This is a genomic window from Psychrobacter sp. FME6 (genome assembly GCF_014861365.1).
Lineage (GTDB): Bacteria > Pseudomonadota > Gammaproteobacteria > Pseudomonadales > Moraxellaceae > Psychrobacter.
Map to the genome: position 1 here is coordinate 1 of NZ_RRYW01000044.1, position 25,926 is coordinate 25,926.

Annotated in this window: 16 protein-coding genes; 5 read left to right on the forward strand and 11 right to left on the reverse strand. The window is 43.0% G+C overall.

Going from position 1 to position 25,926, the window contains the following annotated elements; translation table 11 throughout:
* Nucleotides 1-182: 182 nt before the first annotated feature.
* Nucleotides 183-1,556 (forward strand): putrescine-ornithine antiporter, encoded by a 1,374-nt coding sequence (gene potE, locus EI162_RS08015; RefSeq protein ID WP_192523857.1) that lies wholly within the window; start codon nt 183-185, stop codon nt 1,554-1,556.
* Between the two features lie 21 nt (nt 1,557-1,577).
* Nucleotides 1,578-3,845 (forward strand): Orn/Lys/Arg decarboxylase N-terminal domain-containing protein, encoded by a 2,268-nt coding sequence (locus tag EI162_RS08020; RefSeq protein WP_192523858.1) that lies wholly within the window; start codon nt 1,578-1,580, stop codon nt 3,843-3,845.
* Between the two features lie 1,020 nt (nt 3,846-4,865).
* Here EI162_RS08020 and EI162_RS08025 read toward each other — a convergent pair.
* The 9 genes from EI162_RS08025 to recG form a co-directional block, all read right to left on the reverse strand.
* Nucleotides 4,866-5,318 carry a hypothetical protein gene (locus EI162_RS08025; RefSeq protein ID WP_192523859.1) on the reverse strand — a complete coding sequence of 151 codons (453 nt, stop codon included), beginning with the start codon at nt 5,316-5,318 and terminating at the stop codon, nt 4,866-4,868.
* Nucleotides 5,319-5,393: 75 nt separating this feature from the next.
* Complete coding sequence (locus EI162_RS08030) at nt 5,394-6,227, reverse strand: sulfite exporter TauE/SafE family protein (protein ID WP_192523860.1); 834 nt, start codon at nt 6,225-6,227, stop codon at nt 5,394-5,396.
* Between the two features lie 158 nt (nt 6,228-6,385).
* Complete coding sequence (locus EI162_RS08035) at nt 6,386-6,889, reverse strand: flavin reductase (RefSeq protein WP_192523861.1); 504 nt, start codon at nt 6,887-6,889, stop codon at nt 6,386-6,388.
* A 44-nt stretch (nt 6,890-6,933) separates the two neighbouring features.
* Nucleotides 6,934-7,962: a methionine synthase gene (locus tag EI162_RS08040; RefSeq protein WP_192523862.1), complete on the reverse strand. Its 1,029-nt coding sequence runs from the start codon at nt 7,960-7,962 to the stop codon at nt 6,934-6,936.
* Between the two features lie 67 nt (nt 7,963-8,029).
* The gene (locus EI162_RS08045) at nt 8,030-9,037 is read right to left on the reverse strand and encodes a DUF1852 domain-containing protein (protein WP_192523863.1); all 1,008 of its coding nucleotides are present in this window, start codon (nt 9,035-9,037) and stop codon (nt 8,030-8,032) included.
* Nucleotides 9,038-9,428: 391 nt separating this feature from the next.
* Nucleotides 9,429-12,530 (reverse strand): efflux RND transporter permease subunit, encoded by a 3,102-nt coding sequence (locus EI162_RS08050; RefSeq protein ID WP_192523864.1) that lies wholly within the window; start codon nt 12,528-12,530, stop codon nt 9,429-9,431.
* On the reverse strand, nt 12,527-13,900 hold the full coding sequence (locus EI162_RS08055; protein ID WP_192523865.1) for an efflux RND transporter periplasmic adaptor subunit: 1,374 nt from the start codon (nt 13,898-13,900) through the stop codon (nt 12,527-12,529). The genes EI162_RS08050 and EI162_RS08055 overlap by 4 nt, the downstream gene beginning before the upstream one ends.
* 504 nt (nt 13,901-14,404) lie before the next feature.
* Nucleotides 14,405-15,499, reverse strand: coding sequence for an OmpW/AlkL family protein (locus tag EI162_RS08060; protein ID WP_192523866.1), 1,095 nt, complete (start codon nt 15,497-15,499; stop codon nt 14,405-14,407).
* 599 nt (nt 15,500-16,098) lie between these two features.
* Nucleotides 16,099-18,477: an ATP-dependent DNA helicase RecG gene (gene recG, locus EI162_RS08065; protein WP_225735369.1), complete on the reverse strand. Its 2,379-nt coding sequence runs from the start codon at nt 18,475-18,477 to the stop codon at nt 16,099-16,101.
* A 243-nt stretch (nt 18,478-18,720) separates the two neighbouring features.
* Between recG and EI162_RS08070 the strand changes: the two genes are divergently transcribed.
* On the forward strand, nt 18,721-19,746 hold the full coding sequence (locus tag EI162_RS08070; RefSeq protein WP_192523867.1) for a patatin-like phospholipase family protein: 1,026 nt from the start codon (nt 18,721-18,723) through the stop codon (nt 19,744-19,746).
* A 303-nt stretch (nt 19,747-20,049) separates the two neighbouring features.
* On the opposite strand, the gene EI162_RS08075 is transcribed toward EI162_RS08070, so the two are convergent.
* Nucleotides 20,050-20,637, reverse strand: coding sequence for a hypothetical protein (locus EI162_RS08075; RefSeq protein WP_192523868.1), 588 nt, complete (start codon nt 20,635-20,637; stop codon nt 20,050-20,052).
* Nucleotides 20,638-21,006: 369 nt separating this feature from the next.
* On the opposite strand from EI162_RS08075, the gene argA reads away from it, so the two are divergent.
* Nucleotides 21,007-22,329, forward strand: coding sequence for an amino-acid N-acetyltransferase (argA, locus tag EI162_RS08080; protein WP_192523869.1), 1,323 nt, complete (start codon nt 21,007-21,009; stop codon nt 22,327-22,329).
* Between the two features lie 148 nt (nt 22,330-22,477).
* Here argA and EI162_RS08085 read toward each other — a convergent pair whose 3' ends face one another.
* Nucleotides 22,478-23,209: an FKBP-type peptidyl-prolyl cis-trans isomerase gene (locus tag EI162_RS08085; RefSeq protein ID WP_192523870.1), complete on the reverse strand. Its 732-nt coding sequence runs from the start codon at nt 23,207-23,209 to the stop codon at nt 22,478-22,480.
* Between the two features lie 490 nt (nt 23,210-23,699).
* Between EI162_RS08085 and EI162_RS08090 the strand changes: the two genes are divergently transcribed.
* On the forward strand, nt 23,700-25,403 hold the full coding sequence (locus tag EI162_RS08090; RefSeq protein WP_192523871.1) for a mechanosensitive ion channel: 1,704 nt from the start codon (nt 23,700-23,702) through the stop codon (nt 25,401-25,403).
* Nucleotides 25,404-25,926: the final 523 nt, after the last annotated feature.

Consider the following 25,926-nt stretch of genomic DNA (forward strand, 5'->3'; position numbering starts at 1 on the left):
TAGTGCCATTCACTTAGTTTCTTGTGTCGTTTGGCTTAATTGATGACACGCCCTAGATAAAAATAAGTACAAAATTTTTTTATTGAATAATTGGGTGCAATTCGTGACTGTTTGCACCCGCTTTTATTTAACATGGTAGGTGATTTTAATCTTACCTATATTTACTCTTGTTAGGAATCATTATGAGCAAACCTAAACGTAAAATGAGTCTTTTTCAGCTTATGGTGCTAACCATGGTTAATATGATGGGTGCAGGTATTATCCTGTTGCCTACTAAGTTGGCACAAGTGGGCACAATTTCAATCTTTTCTTGGATCGTTACTGCAGCTGGTTCTATGGCTCTTGCCTACGCTTTTGCCCAATGTGGTCGTTATACTAAAAACCATGTTGGGGGTATGGGAGCGTATGCCGAATATTCTTTTGGCAAATCGGGCAGCTTTATGACCAACTATACTTATGCATTATCACTTGTCATTGCTAATGTCGCTATCGCTGTTACAGCAGTTGGCTATTTTAGCACCTTGATGGGGTGGACATTAACGCCTGTGCAGGTTGCTATTTGGACGATTGGTTTTGTATGGCTGACCACCATTCCCAATTTTTTTGGCCCAACTATCACGGGACGTCTTGGTGCTATCACTATATGGGGCGTTATTTTACCCGTAGTAGGTATTTCGTTTATCGGCTGGTTTTGGTTTAAATCTAGCATATATGCCGAGGCATGGAATCCGCATGATTTGTCCATAAGTCAAGCGTTACCTGCTTCGATTTCAATCACTTTATGGGCGTTTTTGGGATTAGAATCTGCCAGTGCCAATGCGGATGCAGTTGAAAACCCTGAAAAAAATATACCTATTGCAGTGTTGGGGGGTACGTTATTAACGGCGGTGATCTATATTGTTTCTACCAATGTCATAGCAGGTATCGTACCAAATGCTCAATTGGCTGCATCGAATGCTCCATTTGGCTTGGCATTTAGTCAAATGCTTGGGGGTAGAGCAGGTGTAATCGTCAATGCCCTAGCAGTTATTGCTTGTTTGGGGTCATTGTTGGGTTGGCAGTTTACCTCAGCCAGTGTTTATAAATCAGGGGCAGATGAAGGGTATTTTCTGCCGTTATTTGGTCGTTTAAATAAATATAATGCTCCTGTAGTAGGTATGTTGGTGTTAGCTACTGTGCAAACGTTAATATCACTAATGACTATTAGTCCTGATTTAAGCAAACAGTTTGATACCTTAGTGAATCTAGCTGTTGTTACTAACTTAGTGCCCTATATTATGTCAATGTCCGCTATTTTGGTACTGTTAAAGTCTGCCAATGTGCCACGCAAAAAGGTGATATTTACTGGAATCATTGCTTTCATTGGCACTATCTATAGCTTTTATGCGTTATACAGTGCAGGTTCAGATGCCATGTTATGGGGTGGTCTCGCAACATTTGCAGGATGGGTATTGTATGGAAAAGTGGTATCAACCAAGTTCGACTTAAAATTACCAATTATTGATGAAATGGATAATGACAATTCAGTCGCTACCACGCCAACCACTATACGATAAGTTAATAAAAGGAACGATACAATGAAACCATATGTGATTGAAAATATTGTTAAGAAGGTGCTCTTTATCCACGCACAATTTCAGGAGAGGAGCGTTGCAGGTCGTATAGCATGTGCCTTAGTTGATGAACTACAGACACGTAATATCGAGGTCATTTTAGCAGATAACGCTGAGGATGGTAAAAGTATTGTGCTTGCTGATAGTGCTATCACACTTGTACTAATAGATTGGGACTTACCGGGCAAAGATGCCAAAGAAAACCCTGCAGCTGATTTGGTGACTTTGGTTCGCCATCATCGCAATGATTTACCAATTTTTCTGTGCTCCAATCGCGGTACTGCAGGAAGTATTGACCCGGATTTAATTTCTGAATTTGACGATTATATTTGGTTATTAGAAGATTCACCAGAATTTATTAGTGGCCGTATCGAGGCGGCGATAAATCGTTATAGCGACAAGTTACTGCCACCCATGTTCAATGCTTTGGTAAAATTTGGGCAAAACCATGAATACTCTTGGCATACACCAGGGCATAATGGTGGAGTTGCCTTTATGAAGCATCCTGTTGGCAGATTTTTTAGCGATTATTTTGGCAAAAATATGCTACGGTCAGATTTGTCTATTTCTGTAGGGGAACTTGGGTCACTACTCGACCATAGCGGTCCTATTGGGATGAGCGAAAAATACGCTGCACAGGTGTTTGGTGCTGATCGCACATATCACGTGACCAACGGTTCTTCTACGTCTAATCGTGTGATTATGATGGCAAGTGTGACGCGTGGTCAGATTGCATTAATTGATAGAAATTGCCATAAGTCAGCAGAACATGCGATTACCCTTAGCGGGGCTGTTCCTAGCTATTTGGTGCCTAGTCGCAATGGATTAGGTATAATCGGACCTATTTTGCCAGAAAAATTGACGCCAGAAGCCGTTCGCCAAAGTATTTTAGACAACCCCCTAGCACAAAAAGTTGTGGATAAACAGCCGAAACACGTAATTATTACTAACTCTACTTACGATGGTATTTGTTATAACGTGAGCGAGCTAGAGAAATTACTCGGTAGTAGCTGTGACCATTTGCATTTTGATGAGGCTTGGTACGGATATGCCAAATTTCATCCTATGTACCGTGGTCGATTCGCCATGCACGATGAGCCACGTGACCAAAATGCCCCGACAGTATTTGCCACGCAATCGACGCACAAGCTCCTCGCTGCTCTATCACAGGCCTCTTACATTCATGTACGTGATGGGCGTAAGCCAGTAAGCCATGCCAGATTCAATGAATCTTTTATGATGCATGCGTCGACCAGTCCCAATTATGCAATTATTGCTTCTAATGATGTTGCAGCTGCTATGATGGATGGCAATAGCGGTAAAACGCTTATGTCAGAAAGTATCGCTGAGGCAGTAGCATTTCGACAAATGCTTGCCAAATTTTATGCTGATGCAAAGCTAAAAGATGATTGGTTTTTCAATGGTTGGCAACCAGATAATCTGCACACCATCAATGCCAGTGAATTGACCTCATCGAGTCGGCATTGGGTGCTACAAGCCAACGCACCTTGGCATGGGTTTGGTAATATTCCTGCCAATTGGGCGATGCTAGACCCTATTAAGGTCTCCGTGTTAATGCCAGGTATGTCTGCTGATGGCACTTATGTCGATGCCGATATGCCCGCCATTCCTGCAACCATTGTTACCCGCTATTTATCTCACAATGGTATTCAAGTGGAAAAAACCATCGATTTTACCATTTTGTTTTTGTTTTCTCTGGGTATCACCAAAGGCAAATGGGGTACCTTGATAAGCGAATTGGGCAATTTTAAACGAGACTATGATAAAAATGTACGGCTAGAACAAGCATTGCCAGAATTGGTCAAAGCCTATCCTAAACGCTATCAAAATATGGGCTTAAAAGACCTATGTAACGATATGTTTACAACCATGCGTGACCTAAAAACTACTGCCAATATGGCGGCGGGCTTTTCCTTTTTACCTACACCCGACTTATCACCTACGGAAGCTTACGAAAATTTGGTAAACAATGAGATAGAATCCTTAGCATTGGATAATATAGCAAATCGTACTGTGGCGACAGGCGTTGTACCTTATCCACCAGGCATTCCAATACTTATGCCAGGCGAGAATACGGGTGGTTCAGATGGTCCTATCTTATCTTATTTAAAGGCGCTAGAAGCATTTGATAATAAGTTCCCAGGCTTTGAACACGATACCCATGGCGTGGAAGTCGAGAACGGCAAGTATCACATTCTTTGTGTAAAATAAACCCCAGTGTTGATAACGTCAACTAAGTAATGTGCTAGATTAAAAAAAGATGCTCACGCTATATACCATATCGTATGAGCATCTTTTTTTATTGTTAACGAGGTATAGCCAATACTGATAGGCTTTTATAGTCATAGCACCTAATTGATTAGGTGCTTAGCGTCTGAGTAACTATTGTTACTAGAGACGGCTGGGTGCGTTATAATATTACACATTCTAGTGGTGTATGTTTACCTAACCTTATTCTATAAACCATACTCAAACGCTAGTATTAAAAACATCATCTCAGTAAAATACCAGACTAGGAAAAGCTTGCCAACGCTATGTATAGTATTGGCAAGCTTTTTAATGCTTCCAATATTTAAAAATTAAGTGATTATAATAAGATTAATGACCTCTTGATCAAGAAGTCATTAACACCTAACAAATTATGATTCGGCTCGCAAAAAATCTAACAAGATCATACTTAACATTGGGCTGTAAAAAGCTATAGTCATGCTTCTGAAATTCATTGTGGTAAATTTGGTCATAGGCCATGCAATGATTCTGCTTTTTATAATCACGGGTATCGGTTTATTCAAACTGGTGATGTAGATCGTGCGGGAAAGATTATAACTTCTTATTCATAGACTACTATTATTAACCGATAGCATTCAGTATTAAAGAGTTTTATCAGTATGATACTTTATTACTTCTAGAAGAACAGCTGTAATAAAATTTTAGATTTGAGTATGATGGTTTATTTATTTTTGCAGAAAATGAGGTCTAATAAAATCAATACTTTACGATAGTCTCAGTATGATACTTTATTACTCGCTGACAAGTAATGTTATTGAGTAATTACCTATCATACTAAGTAATTACTTATCATACTATTTTACGATACTAAATCCTTTGCTGTCTGATATTAACGAGATGGCGAAGGATTTTTTTTGTGAATAACAACCATAGAAAAGCTCAATAACTTGGATATACATTAGGGGCTGTATTCCAAAGCCAGTCTTATTATCGAAGGCAAAGCTATGATAGGTTGTCACAAATGTCTTTTGTGACATCAAAAACCCCCACTTTAATATCATCTAAATCGTAATAACTATACTGATAATCGAACCCCCTATTTATACCCTGAATGACTTCTGCTTCTTCACAGGCTAACTTGGTATGTTCGTTGCGCATTACCGTTTCAATCTCTTTTCTTTCGGCATCACTATAACCAGATATCTTCAGCTTATAACCGAAAGTAACCGTTGTTCCATCAAAATTAATTTGTTCTAAAGTGGTGACTTCATCAAGTACGCTTGGCAACTCTCTTGTTAACATATCGATATGACGATACATCTCTTGCACATTATGCTCGTGATCACTAGCCGTAGTAGCGCTTTTATCGTGAGCTAAATCGGAGGTATTATCGGAACAGGCGACAAGAGTTAGGAAGGCTGAAAGTACAGCCAATGCCTTAAGTTTATTAAACATAGTTATCCAAAATAATATGATTAGGGCGTGTCCTTATTTTAAATAAGACACGCCCTATTATACAAATATGAATACTTAAAGTAGCCCTTTATAAAGAAAATAACACCCCACAACGGTCAATAACAGCGCAAAACATTTTTTTAATAGCTGTGGTGATAGTATATGAGCGACTTTCGCACCTAGCTTAGCGGTGAAAAAACTCATGATGCTAATCCCTAAAAAGGCATAAATGTGCACAAAGCCAATCGTATTGGGAACACTAATTTGCTGCTGCATCCCAAAAAACATAAAGCCCAAAGCACCGGCAATAGCAATGGGCAGCCCACACGCGGCTGATGTGCCAACTGCCTTTTGCATGACTACCCCATAACGCGTGAGATAAGGCACCGTTAAACTGCCGCCGCCGATACCAAAAATGGCAGAAGCGATACCGATAACTCCACCTGCCGCTAATTGCTTAGGCTTTGAAGGCAACTCTGTATTAGCATAGTTGGCATTACTGACGTCATTAGCCTGATTAGCGGCCTGTTTTTTGCCACCAAAAAACATTTTATAGGCGACCCACAGCAAAAACACACCCACAATGAGCTGAAGATACAGTCCAGATATCTGTCCTGCAATGCCTGCGCCTAAAAAACAGCCAATCGCTAAGCCTGGTGCCAGGTTTTTAAAGACAGGCCACATGACGGCACCCTTTTTATTGTGTGCCATCAACGAGCTAATAGAGGTGACAATAATGGTCGCCAGTGAAGTACCTAGAGCCAGATGCATAATATTATCAGGACTGTAATCCATTTGGGTAAAGACGATAAATAACAGTGGTACGATGATGGTTCCACCGCCCACACCAAAAAGCCCTGCAGCAAATCCTGCTAGAGCGCCTATGATTAAAAAAATGATTAATTCCACGGGATAGTTGCTTCTCGGTTAAAGGATAATTTTTGTTAGATGATAAGCTCAGTTCAACTTTAAAACTTGGTAAGTGTCATAGTATACGGAAATTCTATTTAAAGAACTTCCCTTGCAAAGCTAAAATTGCGGTACAATTTTTTAACGCTTTTCATAACTTAAACGAGCTCCACTTGACCAACTTGATGGTAAGAGCGATTAAAATAAACCAAACTTTCATCAGTCCCGCCCTGTTGCTCAGCTTGTTTGATAGCGACCACTCGGCACATAAAGACACTATGGGTGCCCACTTGCTGAATGTCTTCAATCTCACAATCAAAACTGACCAATGCATCTTCTAAGACAGGCGCACCTGTTGCCAGCTCAGTCCAAGTGCCTTGCTCAAAGCGCTCATCAGAGCACAATTTAGAGGCAAAGGCATTGGATATTTGCTCGTGCTGTGCACCCAACACATTGACACTTAACATTTTATTATCAATAAAATGGGCATGTGAGCGCGACGTCTGATTCATGCAGACCAACAAAGTGGGCGGTGTGTCTGTGACGCTACATACCGCCGATGCCGTAAACCCATGAGCACCAGAGCTACCTTTTGTGGTAATAACATTAACGGCGGTCGTTAACAAAGACATAGCGTCTCTAAAGTCAGTTGCTTCAATCATTATCTGCCTCTTAAAATTAGTTATAGCCTGTCTATTGGCCGCGTTTAAGCAGTCAGCTCTTGACGAACAATGGCTGCGCCTGCACTTAGCGCTTCCAGCTTACCGCGTGCAACGGAGCGAGACAAGGGCGCCATACCACAGTTGGTCGACGGATAAAGCTTGTCGGCATCGACAAATTGCAGCGCTTTGCGTAGGGTATTGGCTACTTCCTCGGCGGTCTCAATGGTATCAGTTGCCACGTCAATGGCACCAATCATCACTTTTTTACCACGAATCAATTCAATCAAATCCATCGGTACATGCGAGTTTTGGCACTCTAACGAGATAATATCGATGCTTGACTGCTGCAATTTAGGAAAGGCTTTTTCATACTGGCGCCACTCTGAACCCAAGGTCTTTTTCCAATCATTGTTGGCTTTGATGCCATAACCATAACAGATATGTACCGCCGTCTCGCATTTTAGCCCTTCGATAGCGCGCTCTAGTGTAGCCACGCCCCAATCGTTGACGTCATCGAAGAACACGTTAAAGGCCGGCTCATCGAATTGGATAATGTCCACGCCAGCCGCCTCTAATTCACGCGCTTCTTGATTAAGAATCTTGGCAAATTCCCACGCCAACTCTTCACGGCTTTTGTAATGATTGTCATACAGCGTATCAATCATAGTCATTGGGCCGGGTAGCGCCCATTTGATCGGCTGATCGGTTTGCGCCCGTAAAAACTTGGCATCATCAACAAATACAGACTTTGTACGGCTCACCGCGCCCACGACTGTCGGCACACTCGCCTCATAGCGATCACGAATTTTGACCGTTTCACGCTGCTTAAAATCGACGCCATCGAGATGTTCAATGAAGGTGGTGACAAAATGCTGACGGGTCTGCTCGCCATCACTGACAATATCAATTCCTGCCTGTGCTTGTTCTTGCAGTGTTACGCGCAAAGCATCTTGTTTGGCTTCAATCAATTGCTTACCTTCTAATGCCCAAGGGGACCAAATTTTCTCAGGTTCTGCCAGCCAAGAAGGTTTCGGTAAGCTGCCAGCGGTTGAGGTTGGTAATAGTAATGTCATGTTTATTCACTTTTTATATTTTGATTGTATATTGGGGCTAAATTTCAGGGTTTTATATTTAGACCAGTTAGGCGGCGCGTTTTTTAACGGCAGGTTTTTTTACAGAATAGTTTGCAGCCCATTGTTCAAGAATGTCTTGATACGGCTTGATGAATTGTTCTTCTGTGAATTTGCCTTGCGTCACTGCCATTTTGCTGCGCTCTTCACGGTCATATACTATTTGAGTCAGTGAATAATCTTGGTATTTCAAACTCGGTTGGTAGACTTGACCTGCGGTAGAGTTGGCATTATAAATTTCAGGGCGATAAATCTTTTGGAACGTTTCCATAGTAGCAATCGCACTGATTAGCTCAAGGTCGGTGTAATCACTCAGCAAGTCACCCGCAAAATAAAACGCTAAAGGTGCAGCACTACCTGCAGGCATAAAATAGCGAACGGTTAAGCCCATTTTGTGGAAATAATCATCGGTTAACGAATAGTCATCTTGTTGATACTCAACCCCCAATACAGGATGCTGAGTGGCAGTACGATGATAGGTTTTACTGGTGGAAACACTGAGGCAAATTACCGGTTTTTTATTAAAATTGGCTTGATAGGCCTCTGAGTTCAATAAATATTGAAACAGTTTGCCATGTAAGTCGCCAAAGTCCTCTGGCGGTGGCGTTCCTGGATTTTTATCAAAATGTTCTAGCAGTACGACGCTAAAGTCATAATCGCGTACATAAGATGAGAAACTGTTGCCGATCATACCGTCAATACGAGTGTTCTCTTTATGGTCCACAATCGTTGTTTTCAACGTCTCGATAACAGGGAATGCATCACCATTGCCTTCGATATCCATGTCTGCAGAAATAATATCAACGTCAACAGAATAACGGTCCGCTGTCGGATTATCCCAATGCGCCAACGCGTTAAAACGATTATTTATCATTCTTAACGTTTTGCGTAAGTTGTCTTGACGATGCTCGCCACGAGCCAAATTCGCAAAGTTGGTGGTCAGACGCGTACTGTCTGCAGGATGATAGTTTTCATCAAAACGAATACTTTTAATAGAATAGCTGAATTCTTTACTCATGGTAATCCGCACCCTTAATCTAATCTCGTGAACTGAGATAAAACAAAATTTGTGTATGGAGTAAATCATAACCCAACCATGACATGAATAAAAACGATGTAATTTAAACCAAAGATGAGTAAAATTCATGGTTATAATTTTATTGTATAAAATAGAATGGAATAGCATAAAATTTTACTGTTGATCTAGGGCGTGTCCTCACTTTGAAAGTGGTGACAAAAAACGCCTTTCCTATATCTAATCGTAGTAAATAACTGCCCATAAAAAAGGCTAAAACTCACTATAATAAGTCTTAGCCCTTTTTATGTTTAGTCGCTATTTTTATTACTTTGCTACTCTCACTTGAATAGCCATTTTAACCTTTTATGATACCTAATTATGGTATTTAAGCTTACTTATCAGAAGCCGATTGCTCTTTACCGCTTGGAATGAGCCATTTCGCAAACCACCCTGACACATCATCCATCAAGGTATAGACCACAGGAATCACCACAAGGCTCAATAAAGTAGAGGTCACCAAGCCGCCCAATACTGCTGCCGCCATCGGTCGACGGAATGTCGGATCGGCATCCCCCCATCCAAATACCAGTGGCAACATGCCCGCGCCCATAGCAATGGTGGTCATAATAATAGGACGCGCGCGCTTACGGCAAGAATCAATAATGGCGTCAAAACGCGCCAAGCCACGACGCTGGGCAATCAATGCATAATCAACCAATAAAATAGAGTTTTTGGTGGCAATACCCATGAGCATAATAAACCCAATCATCGACGGCATAGACAGACTACTATTGGTAATCACTAGGCCGACAAAGGCACCGCCAATAGATAATGGCAAGGCCATGAGAATGGTGAATGGCTGCAAGATACGCCCAAACAATAAGATAAGCACACCCAAAATACAGACCACACCGATTGACATCGCTATCACAAAGCCACTAAAAAGCTCGGCCATATTTTCTGCTTGCCCTTGATCGATAATGGTAATAGAGGCTGGCAGTTTTTGCATACTAGGCACTGCTTTGACCGCCTGTACCAAGTCACCAAGTTCGCCATTGGCAGGCTGAACGGTGATACTAATCGCCCGCTCACGATCAAGTCGACTGATTTGCGCCGGCCCTGTACCAAAGTTTAGCGTAGCGACCTCGCCCACACGTACGCCCTGTCCTGCTGGTAACGCACTGGGTACATATAGACCCTCTAATTGACTGACGTTTTGTTTGGCAATATCTGGCAGGCGGATGACGATAGGAATCTGCCGTGTATCCAAATTGAGCTTGGATAAACGCTGCTCATAGTCACCAACGGTAGCCACACGTAATGTCGTCGCGATATCTTGGGTGGTCACGCCTTTATCCGCCATTGCCAATCTATCTGGCGTTACCGTTAGCTCTTGACGTGGCAGACTCCGGTCACTGGTCACTGAACCAGCGCTTGGTAACGCTCGAATCTCTGACATGATTTTCTGGGCAGTCTGTTCGAGTAACTGCGGGTTGGTACTGGTCATAGAAAAGTTATATCCCGTCTCACCGCCACTCGATAGACCGACCGTAAAGCGTGCGCCAGGTACTTCTGCCAACATATTACTAATTTTTCGCTCAATCTCTTGCTTAGATCCGCGCTCCGCCCTTGGCGCGAGTACCACATCCAGACCAGCGATATTTTCAGTTTTGCCACTACCTGAGCCAGAACTAGGACCCATAGATTCTTGAGCCTCGCCTACTGACGTAAAGATATGCGTCACTTCAGGCATGGCCAATATACGCTCGCTTGCCAGTGCGGCAACGCGCTCGGTGTCTTCAAGCGCCACATCAGGTGTCAGTTCAATCTCCACCCGTGTTTGGTCTATATCATTATCAGGAATAAAAGAAGTTGGCAGGAGCTTTACTAAAGCCAACGACGCTACAAACAATAACAAGGTAGCGCCCATCGTAATCCAACGATAATGCAACGTCCACGAGACCACCTTAAGATACCAGTCCATCAATGCACTTTGTTTTTCGACATGCTTTTTTTCTGGTCGTAGTATATAAGCTGCCATCATCGGCGTGATAAGACGCGCCACCATTAACGACGCAAAAATTGACAAAGCAGCCGTCCAGCCAAACTGGCGGAAGAACTGCCCAACGATACCGCCCATAAAGGCCGTGGGTAAAAATACAGCAATCAAGGTAAAGGTCGTGGCAACTACTGCCAAGCCAATCTCGTCAGCCGCTTCCATCGCCGCCTCATAAGGCGTCTTACCCATACGCAGATGGCGAATGATGTTCTCAACCTCGACGATAGCATCATCAACTAAAACCCCAATGACCAATGACAGTGCTAATAAGGAAATAATATTGAGGCTAAAGCCAAATAAATACATGCCCAAAAATGTAGGAATAACCGATAGTGGCAGTGCCACCGCAGCCACAAAAGTCGCGCGTATATTGCGCAAGAAGAGAAAAACCACTATAACGGCTAAAATACCACCTTCAATGAGCATGCGTAATGAAGACTGATAATCTTCAGCGATTGGTGTGGCTCGATCATAGACTTTTTCGATATTGATATTGCCCACATCTGCTGTCAGCTTGGCAAGCTCAGCATCAACCAGCTTCATCACTTCGACTTCACTGGCACCACGCGAGCGGGTAATATTAAATGCCACCACTGTCTGCCCATCAAGCTTAGCAATCGAGCTTGGGTCAGCAGCGCCATCAGTGATTTGCGCCATTCGCCCAAGCGCTTGCGTGCCACCGGTAGGAACGGCGACTTGCAAATCATTCAGCTCACTGGCGCGCTCAACAGCACCAAGGACACGGATGGTCTGAGTCGTTTTACCCACTTCCGCCTCACCGCCCGAGCTGTCTTGCTGGATGCCTGTGATTTGCTCTGATAACTGGGCAATAGAAAATTTTAAGCCACTCAGAGCGATAGGGTCAGCCGCCACGGTAATCTCGCGCTGTAGACCGCCGATACGGCCGACCGTACTGACGCCTGGAATGTCAGACAAACGCTTGGTGACGGTATCGTCAACGAACCAAGATAAGTCCTCCACATTCATATTTTCAGCCGCGACAGAGTAGGTAACGACGGGAAATCCTGCGGTTGAAACTTTGGTAATGATCGGGTCATTGGCCGCAGCGGGCAAATCACCACGCACCTCACCCACGGCCGAACGAACATCGTCGACTGCTTCTTGGATGTCTTTTTCTAAGACAAACTCGGTGACCATAGTCGCCGCCCCAGTCTGCAGCGTTGAGCGAATATGCTTGACGCCCTCAATACTGGTGAGCTTATTTTCTATCTTTTTTGCAATATCATTTTCAAGCTGTGAGGGAGCAGCGCCCGGTAAAGTGACCGTGACCACCACGGCTGGTAGGTCGATATCAGGAAACTGCTGTACCTTCATTTTCATAAAGCCATAAATGCCACCCAAGGTCAGGAGCACAAACAGCAATATGGCGACTAAAGGATTTTTAATCGAATAAGATGAGACATTTAAATTCATGAGCGCGCCTGCGTGGCAGCGGCATTGGCTTCTTTACCAGTTGCTTCTTTATTAACTATTTGGTTACTAGCCATGTCTTTATTTGCAATACTATTGGCCTGATTGTTCTTTTTATTCAGACCATCAACGATACGCACCAAGTCCCCATCGTTTAAAAAACTACCGCCTTGCTTTACAAGTCGACTCTCAGCTGGCAGGGGCTCTGTCACCGCCACACTATCGCCAAAGCGCTCACCCAAGGTCACGCGTTGTTGTTTGATACGCCCTATGTCTTGTCCGTTTTTGGTACTGATATTGGTGACTAACATCACATAATCATAGCCATCATTGCTAACGATAGCGCTATTGGGTATAGTTTGGGCATTGGTACTACCCAATAAAAACTCACCCGTTTGATACATGCCTGCCCGAACTTTTGAGTTAGCAGCAAGGCTGGCGTAGATCGTAATTTGGCGGTTGTCATCTGCAGTTGGAGCAATGCGGCTGACCTGCCCCATCACAGAGTCGCCTCCCGGTAAACCCACACGCACTTCCGTACCGACATTCACCTCACCAATGAGTTTAGGATCGATATCCGCGCGCCACTCTAAAATACCACCTTTGATAATGGTAAATAACGGCTCTCCACCAGCAACCATACCTACTTCGGCCATTTTTTCACTGATGACACCGCTGACGGGTGCGACCACTTTGGCATTATTAACACTCAAGCGCTGCGTGCTCAGCCGCGCTTTAGACGCTTGTAATGAAGCTTGCGCTTGCAATTTAGAGGTACGATAACGGTCGGCTTCTTGCTTACTAATGGCATCAATATCGATAAGTGGCAATACACGGGCGGCATCGGCAGTAGCATTGGCAAGCGTGGCTTCCGCTTCTGCAACATCCGCTTCTGCCTGCAAAACCTGCTGCTCCATCGCATCGGTATCAAATACTGCCAATACTTGGCCGGCTTTAACGCGCTGACCTTCTTCCACTAATATGCGCTCAATCGCCACGTTATTGACTTTAGCGCTGACGTTGGCGATGTCTTTGGCACTAATCGTACCGTCTGCACTGAGCGTATTGCCAATATTTTCTTGGTTTGGCATCACAGTTTCGACCGATAGTACGGCTTGTTGATCATTGGCATTATTGGCATCCGTACCATCACTTTGTGCAGCGGTAGAAGCTGGGAACTCATTATTCGCGGCTTTATTACCGCCCCAATATTTTCCAACCAAAACACCGATAACCAGCACAATTGCCAATACTGGTAGCAGCCACAGCGGAAACTTTGACGCGGGTTTATTCGCTGGCGTATTGGATTGGCGATATGGTGGTAGCTCAGATTCAGCAGATGGCTTCGGGTTGGTTTCTTCAACATCGCTCATGATAGCTCTCTATAAATACGGATAGTAATGACCATATAAGTATGGGTAATAATAAAATAGATATAAGTAAGATACTGATGCTAAAAAAATGACAGTGACAAGTAACGATAAATAGCCAGTCGCAATGGGTGTAAATGCGAGCTTGCTTGATTATAAATTTTGCTCACTGAAGAAAGCAGCAATTGCCTCTAAAACATTGTTTATAATTACAATAGTCTATAAATTTAGTGAGGATAGCACATATTAAGCCATCATTTTATTGTTATATATCGTGTTTTCTGTTGGTAAGTTTAGTGGTTGTAATTGATATCACATTGCAAAAAATTCTAAAAATAAGTGTTATTAGGTGTTGTATAGTCATTAAATAGCAAAAACAGAAGGTGAGTAAATTGGGTTAGCTGCAAATATCATTTATGGTATCTGAATTAGAAAATATAAACGCACACCTTTAAAAGTGTGCGTTTATATTTAAGCCCATTTCTTCAATCATTTATGAACGCTACATTAGAAACGATAGCCTACGCCAAGGAAAGTAATATAGGGGTCGATATCTAGGTTAGTCTTCGCTTGAATCAATTCTTCACCCATATCATTTTCGACTGTAATAGTCGTATCACTGTCCAGTTTTGCATAGGACACAGAACCCACCCCAAACCATCTGTCATTAAAGTCATAAGTGGCGCCCAGCGTAACGATAGGCGCAAAGGCGCTGTCTGCCTCAACATCCACGCTCATCTCCTGATTGGATTTCACATTTTCTAGCGCAGCGCCCGCTTTGTCATCTTTGATATTCTGAATTTGATGTCCAGCCATTTCTAAATCTTCACGAATGCCATTATTTAGCTCAATGTCGTTAAAATAGGCATACATAACCCCAGCACCGACATAAGGGCGAAACTTATTGACCCCAGATTTACCAAATTGATATTGCACCCCAGCTGCCGGTAGCCATGCGCGAGCACTCGATGACACACCATCGCCTTGGGTCAAATCGGTAATAGGGATATCCTTTGAAATATCAAAATCACCTAACAGGGGTCCTGCTGCACCACTCGGGCTGACCTTACCCGTTAGCGGTGCAAACACTTGGCCTTGACCTAAAATATCCACTTTAGGGGGTATGCCAGCTTTGACCTCAATTGACCAATTATCACTGAGATAATAGTTAAATAAGAAGCCAAAAGTATCGACATCATCAGCCTCCAGACCTGTGCCAGCACTGGTCCAACTTTCTAAGCCGTTAATTTCAGTCGTACCAGAAACATCACCCAATACCGGAACTTTGGACAAATCCGTTTCAGCCCCTAAAGCGCCTAAGGTGCCATCTATTAGTCCGAAACGATCTTGATCTTTAACTAAAACCTCTCTTACCGTTTCAACTTTTACACTACCATTGTCAGCAACCACTCCATTTTTAGCAGCGGTCGTGGTTTGCATCGGATTGGCTTTGCCTTGCGGTGAAGCGTGCAACCAACCAGCAGAAACTGAAAAGCGTTTGAAGCTGCCATCGGTTTTAAAGTAATCGAATTCAGCAACAGCAGATTGACTAAATAACAATGGTACCGAAATGGCACAGGTGAAGGTGAATATCTTTTTCATGAAACATCCTTGTATGAAACCTCGAACAGATAAACGGATAAGACACGGGCTAGCACTATTAAGCCAGTCGAGTTTCCAACGTCCTGTCAGAATTCGTTAATTCACTCAATAGCTTAATTTTTGAAAGCGTATGGTTTTTGCAAAAACGCGGTAAAAAGTAAAGTATGAGTAAACAATGAGCCGCCAGACTGCGGTCAGTGCCATAAACTGCCACATTAATATCTTCATATCAATATAGAATACTGAACTGATAAGTAGATATTCATCGACAAGAATACAAAGAAAGAATCTTAACAACATTACTTTGACTTAAGATAGGATAAGTTTTTTCAGCGCTTATTAAAGGTTTTTTACATCAACAAACCTTTAAATATCAGTAATTAATAACGTAGAAGTTAAGAATGTGGATTTAGAAAGCTAAATACTTGGTCGAACCAAAACAGTATATTATTTACAAACTAATGTCGTTAAATTTTAAGTAGGTAGATATAAGCAGTTCTAAATAAAATCGATACGATGGCAGGTTAGCAGCCACGAGCTACGGTTATAAAGGTAAGCATGAGAAAGATAAGAGTGAAGAAGATAAAAAATGGCTAGCGTTAAGCATTAGTATAACGACTGGCTTCTGGCATCCAGCGGTGAATAAGCTGGCTGACATCGGCTTTGCGTGCGGGGTCAGCAATGAGATGCTTTGCCAAACGCTGCGCAATGGCAAATAGCTGCTCATCACGGATGAGGTCGGCTAAGTAATAGCCGATATTACCCGTTTGGCGTTTACCCAACAACTCACCAGGGCCGCGCAGCTCCAAGTCTTTTTGGGCAATGACAAAGCCGTCTGTGCTATCGCGCAATACATTTAAGCGCTCAGTACCTGTCTCTGATAATGGCTTTTGATATAGCAGCACACAGTAGCTTTTGGTCGAGCCACGTCCGACGCGCCCGCGTAATTGGTGTAATTGCGACAGACCCAATCGCTCCGCATTTTCGATGACCATCAGCGAGGCATTTGGCACATCGACACCGACTTCAATCACCGTTGTGGCAATCAGCAAATCAAGCTGACCTGCTTTAAATGCTTGCATAATGGCTTGCTTTTCAGCAGATTTCATTTTGCCATGCACCAGTCCGATACGAATATCTAAGCGCGCATTTAAATCTTCATAAGTGGCTTCGGCAGCTTGAGCATCTAGCACGCTAGATTCCTCTACCAGCGAGCAGACCCAATACGCTTGCCTACCCGCTGCACAATTAATGGCAATACGTTCAATCACCTCATCGCGGCGGTTACGGTCTATGGTTACCGTGGTAATTGGTGTACGCCCCGGTGGTAATTCATCGATGATTGAAGTATCCATATCGCCGTAAACACTCATCGCCAGCGTGCGTGGAATCGGGGTTGCCGTCATAATCAGCTGATGCGGGGTGCTATTAGCCACGCCTTTATTGGTCAACGCCATACGTTGCTCGACGCCAAACCGATGCTGCTCATCGATGATTACCAAGCCTAGTTTGGCAAACTGCACTTGCTCTTGAAACAACGCATGAGTACCAACGACAATTTGGACACTATTCTCGCTGACTGCTTCTAACGCTTCGCGGCGCTGTTTTGCCGTTTGCTTACCCGCCAGCCAGCCAACCCCAACTCCTAACGGCTCAAACCACTGTTTAAAATTCACTAAATGCTGCTCTGCTAGGATTTCTGTCGGCGCCATGACCGCCACTTGCCAGCCACTATCGAGGGCATAGCCAGCCGCACCTGCCGCGACTAAGGTTTTGCCAGCGCCTACATCGCCTTGTACCAATCGCAACATCGGTATTGAAGTCGCCATATCAGCAGTGATATCTTTCATCACTCGCTGCTGCGCCCCTGTTAAATCAAACGGTAATGCCGCAAACAATTCATCCGTTAATGGACTTTGCGTGGCACATTTAGGGGCTTTGTGCTGATGCAGTTGCTGACGACGATATAATAAGCTCAGCTGGTGCGCAGTCAACTCTTCGATAATAAGGCGCTGACAGGCAGCATGGGTACGCGCACCTAGTTGAGTAAGTAATTGATATTGCCGACCAGCGTCGGTATAAGTAGGCGGCGTATGCAGTAATACCAAGGCTTCAAAGATGGTCAAATTATAGACATTATTATTGGCTGTGCTCGCAGCGGTGGTATTGATATTATTGTTGGCATCATAGATAGTGGGACTGGTTCTATTGACGCTATTATTATTGCTATCACCAAAACTGCTATCACTCAAACTATTGTCAGGCACACTACGTGCCAAGGTAGAAAAGATATCTTCTGAATAACCGGTAGTTGTTATCGATAATTTAGCTGCCTGAAACGGCACCAATGGCAAATCCGCCACCACCGAAAAATCCTCAGGTGTAAACAAAGTCATCGGTAAGCCCTGACTGCGAACCGTTTGCAAGGCAAGCTTGATGAGCGTACGCAGTTTATTTTGATGTAAGCCTTTGACGCTAGGATAAATAGGCTGCAAACCAGTATTTACGATGGCTTCATTACTATTAATAATTTGATATTCAGGATGATGTATCTGCTTACCATAGCGGCTAACTTTGACTTCGCCAAACAATTGCAGCTGGGTCCCCAGACTCATGGTTTGTGTCAGACCACGATACACCTTAAAAAACCGTAGCGATATCGTACCAGTATCATCATCCACAATCACAGTCATGCCACTGCGTTTGGTATCAACGTGCACCACGCGACCAGTAATCAGTGCAGCTTGACCATGCTCCACATTGGCTATTGAGACCAGTCGGCTGCGGTCTTCATAATCGCGTGGCAGATGCAGCAGCAAATCAAATATCCGTTTGATATTTAATTGTGCCAATTGCTCTGCTACTTTTATGCCGACACCTGCCAGCGCTGTCACTGGCATATCTAACGCTGAGGCTGGCAACTCAGACCTAGAATGGGCTGATGAATTGGCTAAAGAGTGGTTCACCGATATTGGCATCAAGGATCCTAACGATGTTTGTTAATGTAAGTTTTTGGACCTAGCTGTTTTATAAAATGCTAAGTAATATTGCTAAGCCAGTATGATTATAACTGACAATCTAATTGCTTATGCTTAATGACTTATACTTAACGAATTAGTAATACTGCTTCGCAACGCTTCCAAGACGAATAAGTCATTTATATCATAGCAATAACTGCTGTCTTCTTTGCTAAATTATAGCAATTATACAAGGTCTTTTTTATGCCTACTTCTGCTACCCATTCTGCTACCCATTATCAACGTTTTCTTCATTTAGGGCTTACGCGTATCAGTATACTCACTACGTTAGCGCTATCTATCAGCGCTTGTAGTATTTTAACCCCAACGACTCCAACAGCAGATACACCTGAAATAGCGTCGCCTAGTGTCGCCTTGGTGCTGGGCGGTGGCGGTGCCAAAGGCTTTGCTCATGTGGGTGTGATTAAGGCGTTAGAAGAAAACGGTATCACCCCAACGCTGGTGGTGGGTACTAGTGTAGGCAGTTTGGTGGGCAGTTTATATGCCAGTGGTTATAATGCCAATCAGCTCGAACGCTTGGCACTGACCACAACAGATAGCGAGTTGACGGACTTTACCTTATCCAACCAAGGCTTCATAGAAGGCATTAAGCTCAAAAACTTTATTAATGCTCACGTTGATGGGCGCGCAATAGACTCATTCCCCATGCGTTTTGCCGCCGTTGCTGCCGAAAAGCACACGCTTAAAAAGACCGTCTTTACCTCTGGCGATGCAGGACTTGCGGTACAAGCATCCTGTAGTGTGCCCAATATCTTTATCGCCCCGCGTATTCCAGAAAAAGTCGGCAAAAAATATATCGATGGTGGTGTGGTGAGCTTAGTACCTGTCGATGCTGCACGCGATTTAGGGGCCGATATTATCATCGCTGTCGATGTCACCGCTACGAGTAATACAACCACGAACAATAAACCACTGACGATCAATTCATTAACCAGCTTTTGGGGATTTCTAGAGAATAACCTCATATCTAACGGCAACGTCATGTCTAAAGCCACTGCACAACCAAGCACCAATCGCGTCTCATCGATGCGTCATGAACGTGACCGCGCTGATATCGTCATCACCCCAAATGTCAGTCACATCAGCTCAGTAGATACCAGTCAGCGCCGCGCACTTATTACTGCTGGCTCACAAGCCACTAACGCACAAATCAATGCAATCAAGCAATTAATCAAAGAAAAATCCAGCAGCAAATACGCAACTCTATAATATAGTTAAAATACTTTAAAAACGCTACGATACTGCTGGTATAGTTTTTTTGTAGCCTCTGTCTGCGTAGGCACAGCGAGCTAGAAAAAACGGTACCTACAGTACGTGATGTATCGATTTTACTTTTCACTGACTAGGGGCTGTATAGAATTCAGCCCCTATATTCCTTTCTTTCTAAAAAACATAATCGCTGGCAATAAAAAAGCACCACAGCCATAAACTGTCGTGCTTTTTCTAATACTTAGCTTTCTAGTTTTTAGAAACAGTATTTATCTAAATTTGTGTAGCTAGTAAGCAACTGATTTATTTGACGCGAGCACGATATTTTACCGCGACCGTATCATTGAGGCCAACACCCTCAAGGTCCCAGCGTACTGCTTTATAATACTTTAACGGGATTTCTTGTAGTTGATTATCAACTTTTCCACGTAGCGGCATACGGGCAAAGGTATCGCCATCGGCACTGCCGTATGGAAAATCAGGAGATACCGTCCTCAGCAACTCTACCTCTTCAGGGATGCTCATGGTAACCGTCATTTTACGCACGCGATCAGTATTGGTATTGGTGAAATAGCCTTGATATTCCAAAACATTACCTGACTGCAAGCGCGTATTGGCATCAACAGGTACCAAAACCTCTTCACCATTTGCGTCAACACTAATCAACGAGGCAGTAATTTTACTATTCACTGCTTGGGCACTTGAATTAGACGCTTTATTGGCACTGGTCTGAACAGCTGCTGAGCTATCAACGGCTTGCTCTGGTGTCGGTAGCATCGCTGAGGCTTGTGTCACGACCATCGCACCGATGAGTGTCCCAGCCACAACGTGAAACAAGCGATGTCCGCTCCACGCACTAAATGGACTAGCAAATTGGTTGCTTTTTTTCATGATTTTCATTATCCCTAGTTGATATGTCGGTAAAAAATAGCTGGTAAAACTGAATAGCACTTATCGTATGTTTAAGCATTTACCATGCCTAATCAGCAGACCACATAAGCTTCCGTATTTTATTAATTATCTTCGTTCGCCGCCTGTAAAGCAATAGCGTTTAGCATAGCAAAAAGCATTTGTACGTACACTAACCGCGTGTTGAGGTTGTGTATATAATCAATCAGTACTAAACCTAAAGAATATTTCTGAAAAATACTATTGAAATAAAAGATAGCTCATAACGACGTTTTTTGCTATGGTAAATCTTTAACGATGCGCATTTTTTGCGGCGCCCTTTTTCTTATTCTGACTATTGCTGCTCCTATTATGACTACTAGCGCCATGCCCCAAATCAACTCTGAATACGTCCACTGGTTTCGTAACTCTGCTCCTTACATCAATACCCATCGCGGTAAAACATTCGTGATTATGTTTGGTGGTGAGGCAGTCAACCATACCAATTTTAGTACGCTTATTCACGATTTTGCCTTATTACATAGCTTGGGAATCAAGCTGGTGTTGGTCCATGGGGCTCGACCGCAAATCGAAAAGAACCTCAAAGACGCTGATATTAAATCCCCTCTGCATCAAGACATTCGCGTCACTCCACGGGTAGCGATGCCTACTATATTACAGGCAGTTGGTGCGATTCGCTTGCAAATCGAAGCACAGCTCTCGATGGGCTTGGCCAACTCACCCATGTACGGCTCACGCATCGATGCAGTTTCAGGTAACTTTGTCACCGCACGTCCTTATGGTATTCGTGATGGCGTTGATTATCAGATGACCGGTGAAGTACGCTCTATCGACGTTGAAGCCATTAAAAACAACCTACTCCACGACCATATTGTGATTTTAGGCTCGATGGGCTATTCGGCGACTGGCGAAGTTTTCAATTTATTGGCTGAAGACGTTGCCCTTAGTGCGGCAGTGGCGCTTGGTGCTGACAAGCTAATATTCTTAGGTGAAGAAGCTGGTATCAACCATGATGACCGCTTGCTACGTGAGATGATTCCCAATGAAGTCGACCGCTTCTTACGGGATCGTGAGTTGAACTGTGAGATTAACTACTTTTTAAGCTGCGCCAGTAGCGCCTGTCGCCAAGGGGTCCATCGTACTCATATCATCTCCTATGCCAAAAATGGCGCGTTATTAGAAGAGTTATTCACTCGTGACGGTTCTGGCACGCTGATTAGTCATGACCCTTATGAAGAAATTCGCCGCGCTGACATCGACGACGTGGTTGGGCTAATCGAGCTACTATCGCCACTAGAAGAACAAGGCATTTTGGTCAGCCGTTCACGCGAGCGCTTAGAGCAAGATATTGATAATTATAGCGTGATTGAGCGCGACGGTATGATTTTAGGCTGTGCAGCGCTTAATCAATTGAATGCCGATTCCGCAGAAGTTGCTTGTGTGGCCGTACATCCTGAGTATCGAAGCGGTAGCCGCGGTGCTGATTTACTGGCATTTTTAGAGCAGCAAGCACGCAGTCATGGTCTGCACAAGCTGTTTGTACTGACTACTCGGACCGCGCATTGGTTCGTCGAGCAAGGCTTCGCTGAAGTTGAGGCCAGTGCTTTACCTGAATCACGTCAAGAAACCTACCATAACGGCCGTAACTCTAAGGTCTTTCAAAAAAACCTTTAGGGCCTGTTGATACTAAATAAAATAGATACCTTAAAAACATAAGAAATCTTAAGCGTTAAAAACCTCAGTCATGAATCCACAAAAAAACCCTCTTAAATATTAAGAGGGTTTTTTATGGTCTTTATTGCTTCACGGTACCACTAACGCATTACTTTACTTTTAATAGCTCAACAGTAAAGATAAGCGTGCTGTTCGGCTCGATACCTGCGTTACCCGCTTCGCCATAAGCGATATCTGATGGGATATAAAACTCGTATTTACCACCCTCTTTCATCAACTGTAGACCTTCCGTCCAGCCAGCGATTACTTGGTTAAGTGGGAACTCGATTGGCTCACCGCGCTCATAAGAGCTGTCAAATACCGTACCATCGATTAGCTTACCTTCGTAGTTTACTTCAACCACGTCAGTCGCTTTTGGTGACTTACCTTTTCCCGCCGTCAACACTTTATACTGTAGGCCAGAAGCGGTGGTTTTTACCCCTTCTTTCTTGCCATTTTCGGCTAAGAAAGCCTCACCTTTGGCTTTATTTTCTTCACCTTTTGATTCCATATCTTTGACAAACTTCTCTTCTTGTTCTTGTTGATAAGTCATCAATACTTCTTGCATTTGCTCTTCGGTCAATGCTGAATCATTACCTTCATAACCATCACGGAAGCCTTTTTCAAAAGTATCAAGGTCTAGATCACCAACGGCTTCTTTATTACCTTCTGCCATCATGAAACCTAAACTATAACCCACTTTTTCATTGGCTGGGCTTTGCTCAGTGATTGAAACGCTTTTGGCAGCGGATTCTTGACTACCATTATTTGTGCTACAGCCTGTGATTAATAACATAGCACTAGCAAGTGCACTAATACTTAAAGTAGTGATTTTTTTCATAAAATACTCTCAAATTGTAAAAATAGTGGCGAGATGTCACATGGGCCTATAATAACAAATCTTAGTTTTAGGAGCCATGCTTGGGATGAAATTATCGGGCGAATGTACAGTCTATGTTAATATTTATGGTCATAATAACAAGTTATCACACAAATACAGTAACAGGTTAAGCTTTCTGTCTTTAAATCTACTAATACATCAGCTAAGCTGAATTAGTTAAGGTGATAAGTGACTGAGTGTGAACTTTTATTATTTGTTTTTAGGTTATTGGCAGTGAAATACGGAAGCAACCATTACAAAGGAAGTTGATACTTACTGGCAGTAAAATACTCTTATTATATAAGACAAAGCACTCAAAAATTATAATATCACCGCATAACTTAATTTTAAAAATACTATTTATCAAAACCATCTATATATCGATGTCGCTTAATAACTGTATTTTTTATACTATTGAACGACTATTATATGATGATTAAAGGAGGATAAAATGAATCCAATGTTTGCATCTTTTAACGGTTATCTTGGTGGGCCTATCGGCTCCATCATCGGTGCTATTTTAATATTTATTATTGGTTGGCTAGTCGCACTAGGCATCGCAGCATTAGTGCGTGGTGTACTTTCTAAGGTCAATCTTAATCAACGTATGAACTCTTCAACCGGTAAAACCTACGATTTAGAAGGTATTATCTCCAAAATTGTATTTTGGTTTATTTTTATCATCGCGATTTCTGGGGCGTTGAACCAATTGAACTTGAACTCAATTTCTACACCATTCGCAAATATGGTCAACCAAGTATTGGTATTTATACCTAATCTTATCGGCGCTATCGCTGTGGGTATTATTGGTTGGGTTTTGGCTACCGTTGCACGCACAGGCATCAACGCTGCACTGGCTAAAACGACTATGGATGAGCGTTTAAGTGCTAAAGCGGGCGTAAAACCAATGAGCAGTACCATTGCTGATATGGTTTATTGGTTCATTTTATTGGTCGTTTTGACCATGGTATTGGGTCAATTAGAGCTTGATGGTTTGTTTGCTCCATTAACTAATATGGTAGATAAAATCTTTAGCTTTATCCCTAACATCCTAATCGCTGGTGTGGTCTTTGTTGTCGGTTATATCATTGCTAAAGTGGTACGCGGCATCGTGACCAACCTTGTTTCTACCTTTAATGTCCAAGAACTTGCGGCAAAAGCGGGTTTGAACGAGCAGAACAGCCTACCTAATATTGCTGGTTCATTGGCATTTTTAGTGGTTATTATCCCAACGATTATTGCGGCATTAAACGCCCTAAAAATTGATGTGATTGCTCGTCCTGCAACAAACATGCTAAACAAAATCATGGAAGCACTGCCAAATATCTTTATGGCTGCAGCGATTCTAGTCGTAACCTTCTATGTTGTACGTATGGTTGCTAACATCATCAAAGGTCTACTTGAAAACACCCAAGTGAATCAATTACCTGCGAAAGTTGGTTTAGAGCAAACGATGGGCGACAAGAAAATCTCTGACCTTGTTGGTTATGCGATTATCTTCTTTGCTATGCTGTTTGCCGCTATCGCAGCTGCTGACTTATTAGGTTTTGAGCCTATCTCAGCGATCATTACTATGTTTATCGCTTTCGGTGCCAATATCATCCTAGGCGCGATTATCCTGTTTATCGGTTTCTGGCTTGCCAACATCATCGCTGGTGTCGTTGAGCGTTCTGAGCAAGGTTCACAGTTCCTAGCAAACATCGTACGTGTATTGATCATGGGCTTAGTACTGGCCATGGGTCTAAAAGCGATGGGTATTGCTGACTCTATTGTTAACCTAGCATTTGGTCTAACACTAGGTGCCGTAGCCGTTGCCTTTGCCCTATCATTTGGTCTTGGTGGACAAGAAGCAGCAGCTCGTTTCCTACGCAAAATGCAGGATAAAATGGACAAAGAGCGTGACGAAGCAAAAGTAAAATCTGCTTTGACGCCAAAATCATCAACTCAAGATAAAGTTGCTGATTCAGTTCGTGATAACACACCTACTGCTACAAACACGCCGACGAACGACTTACGTACCGATGTAGTCGATACGACGACTGGTGTTAATACTGATGACATCAATAACGATGCTATCCACAACGACGGCGTCATTGATAATGACAACCATTTATTACCTGGTAACGATCTTGACGACGATATCAATAATAAATAAGCAGTCATAACGCTTTAGTCTAAATATGATTTGTTAGATAAAAAAGACAGCCTAGGCTGTCTTTTTTTATGCGAGCATATAACGTACTTTATTATTGAAGTGATTTATTACTGCGACTCAAAAATACTCATTATTCAATCTATGGTTTATTTTTATCAGCTCCAATAGCTGCAGCTTACCCAAAGGCAATTGGTATTGATATTGCCAAGCGCAGTAGTGCGTCCCCTATTGATAATTGAGGGTTTTTAGATCCGCTAACGTGTGCGAACAGCCAGCAAGAAAAATTAGCACCAGTAGCACAGGATTACTAACGTATCGATTTTATTTAGAATGAGCTGTATAGTCAGTGAGAAGTAATATCACTACATCACGTACTGCAGGTACCGTTTTTTCTTGCTTGCTGTGCCTACGCAGACAGAGGCTGCAAAAAAACTATACCCGCAGTATCGTAGCGTTTTTAAAGTATTTGGTGGTGTTCTAAAAAGTATGCTGGCATCAGACGTAGCCATAATTGATGTAAAAG

Coding starts and splice junctions, on each gene's coding strand:
- potE (WP_192523857.1), top strand. CDS start 183: ATGAGCAAACCTAAACGTAAAATGAGTCTTTTTCAGCTTATGGTGCTA.
- EI162_RS08020 (WP_192523858.1), top strand. CDS start 1,578: ATGAAACCATATGTGATTGAAAATATTGTTAAGAAGGTGCTCTTTATC.
- EI162_RS08025 (WP_192523859.1), bottom strand. CDS start 5,318: ATGTTTAATAAACTTAAGGCATTGGCTGTACTTTCAGCCTTCCTAACT.
- EI162_RS08035 (WP_192523861.1), bottom strand. CDS start 6,889: ATGATTGAAGCAACTGACTTTAGAGACGCTATGTCTTTGTTAACGACC.
- EI162_RS08040 (WP_192523862.1), bottom strand. CDS start 7,962: ATGACATTACTATTACCAACCTCAACCGCTGGCAGCTTACCGAAACCT.
- EI162_RS08045 (WP_192523863.1), bottom strand. CDS start 9,037: ATGAGTAAAGAATTCAGCTATTCTATTAAAAGTATTCGTTTTGATGAA.
- EI162_RS08050 (WP_192523864.1), bottom strand. CDS start 12,530: ATGAATTTAAATGTCTCATCTTATTCGATTAAAAATCCTTTAGTCGCC.
- EI162_RS08055 (WP_192523865.1), bottom strand. CDS start 13,900: ATGAGCGATGTTGAAGAAACCAACCCGAAGCCATCTGCTGAATCTGAG.
- EI162_RS08060 (WP_192523866.1), bottom strand. CDS start 15,499: ATGAAAAAGATATTCACCTTCACCTGTGCCATTTCGGTACCATTGTTA.
- recG (WP_225735369.1), bottom strand. CDS start 18,477: ATGCCAATATCGGTGAACCACTCTTTAGCCAATTCATCAGCCCATTCT.
- EI162_RS08070 (WP_192523867.1), top strand. CDS start 18,721: ATGCCTACTTCTGCTACCCATTCTGCTACCCATTATCAACGTTTTCTT.
- EI162_RS08075 (WP_192523868.1), bottom strand. CDS start 20,637: ATGAAAAAAAGCAACCAATTTGCTAGTCCATTTAGTGCGTGGAGCGGA.
- argA (WP_192523869.1), top strand. CDS start 21,007: ATGACTACTAGCGCCATGCCCCAAATCAACTCTGAATACGTCCACTGG.
- EI162_RS08085 (WP_192523870.1), bottom strand. CDS start 23,209: ATGAAAAAAATCACTACTTTAAGTATTAGTGCACTTGCTAGTGCTATG.
- EI162_RS08090 (WP_192523871.1), top strand. CDS start 23,700: ATGAATCCAATGTTTGCATCTTTTAACGGTTATCTTGGTGGGCCTATC.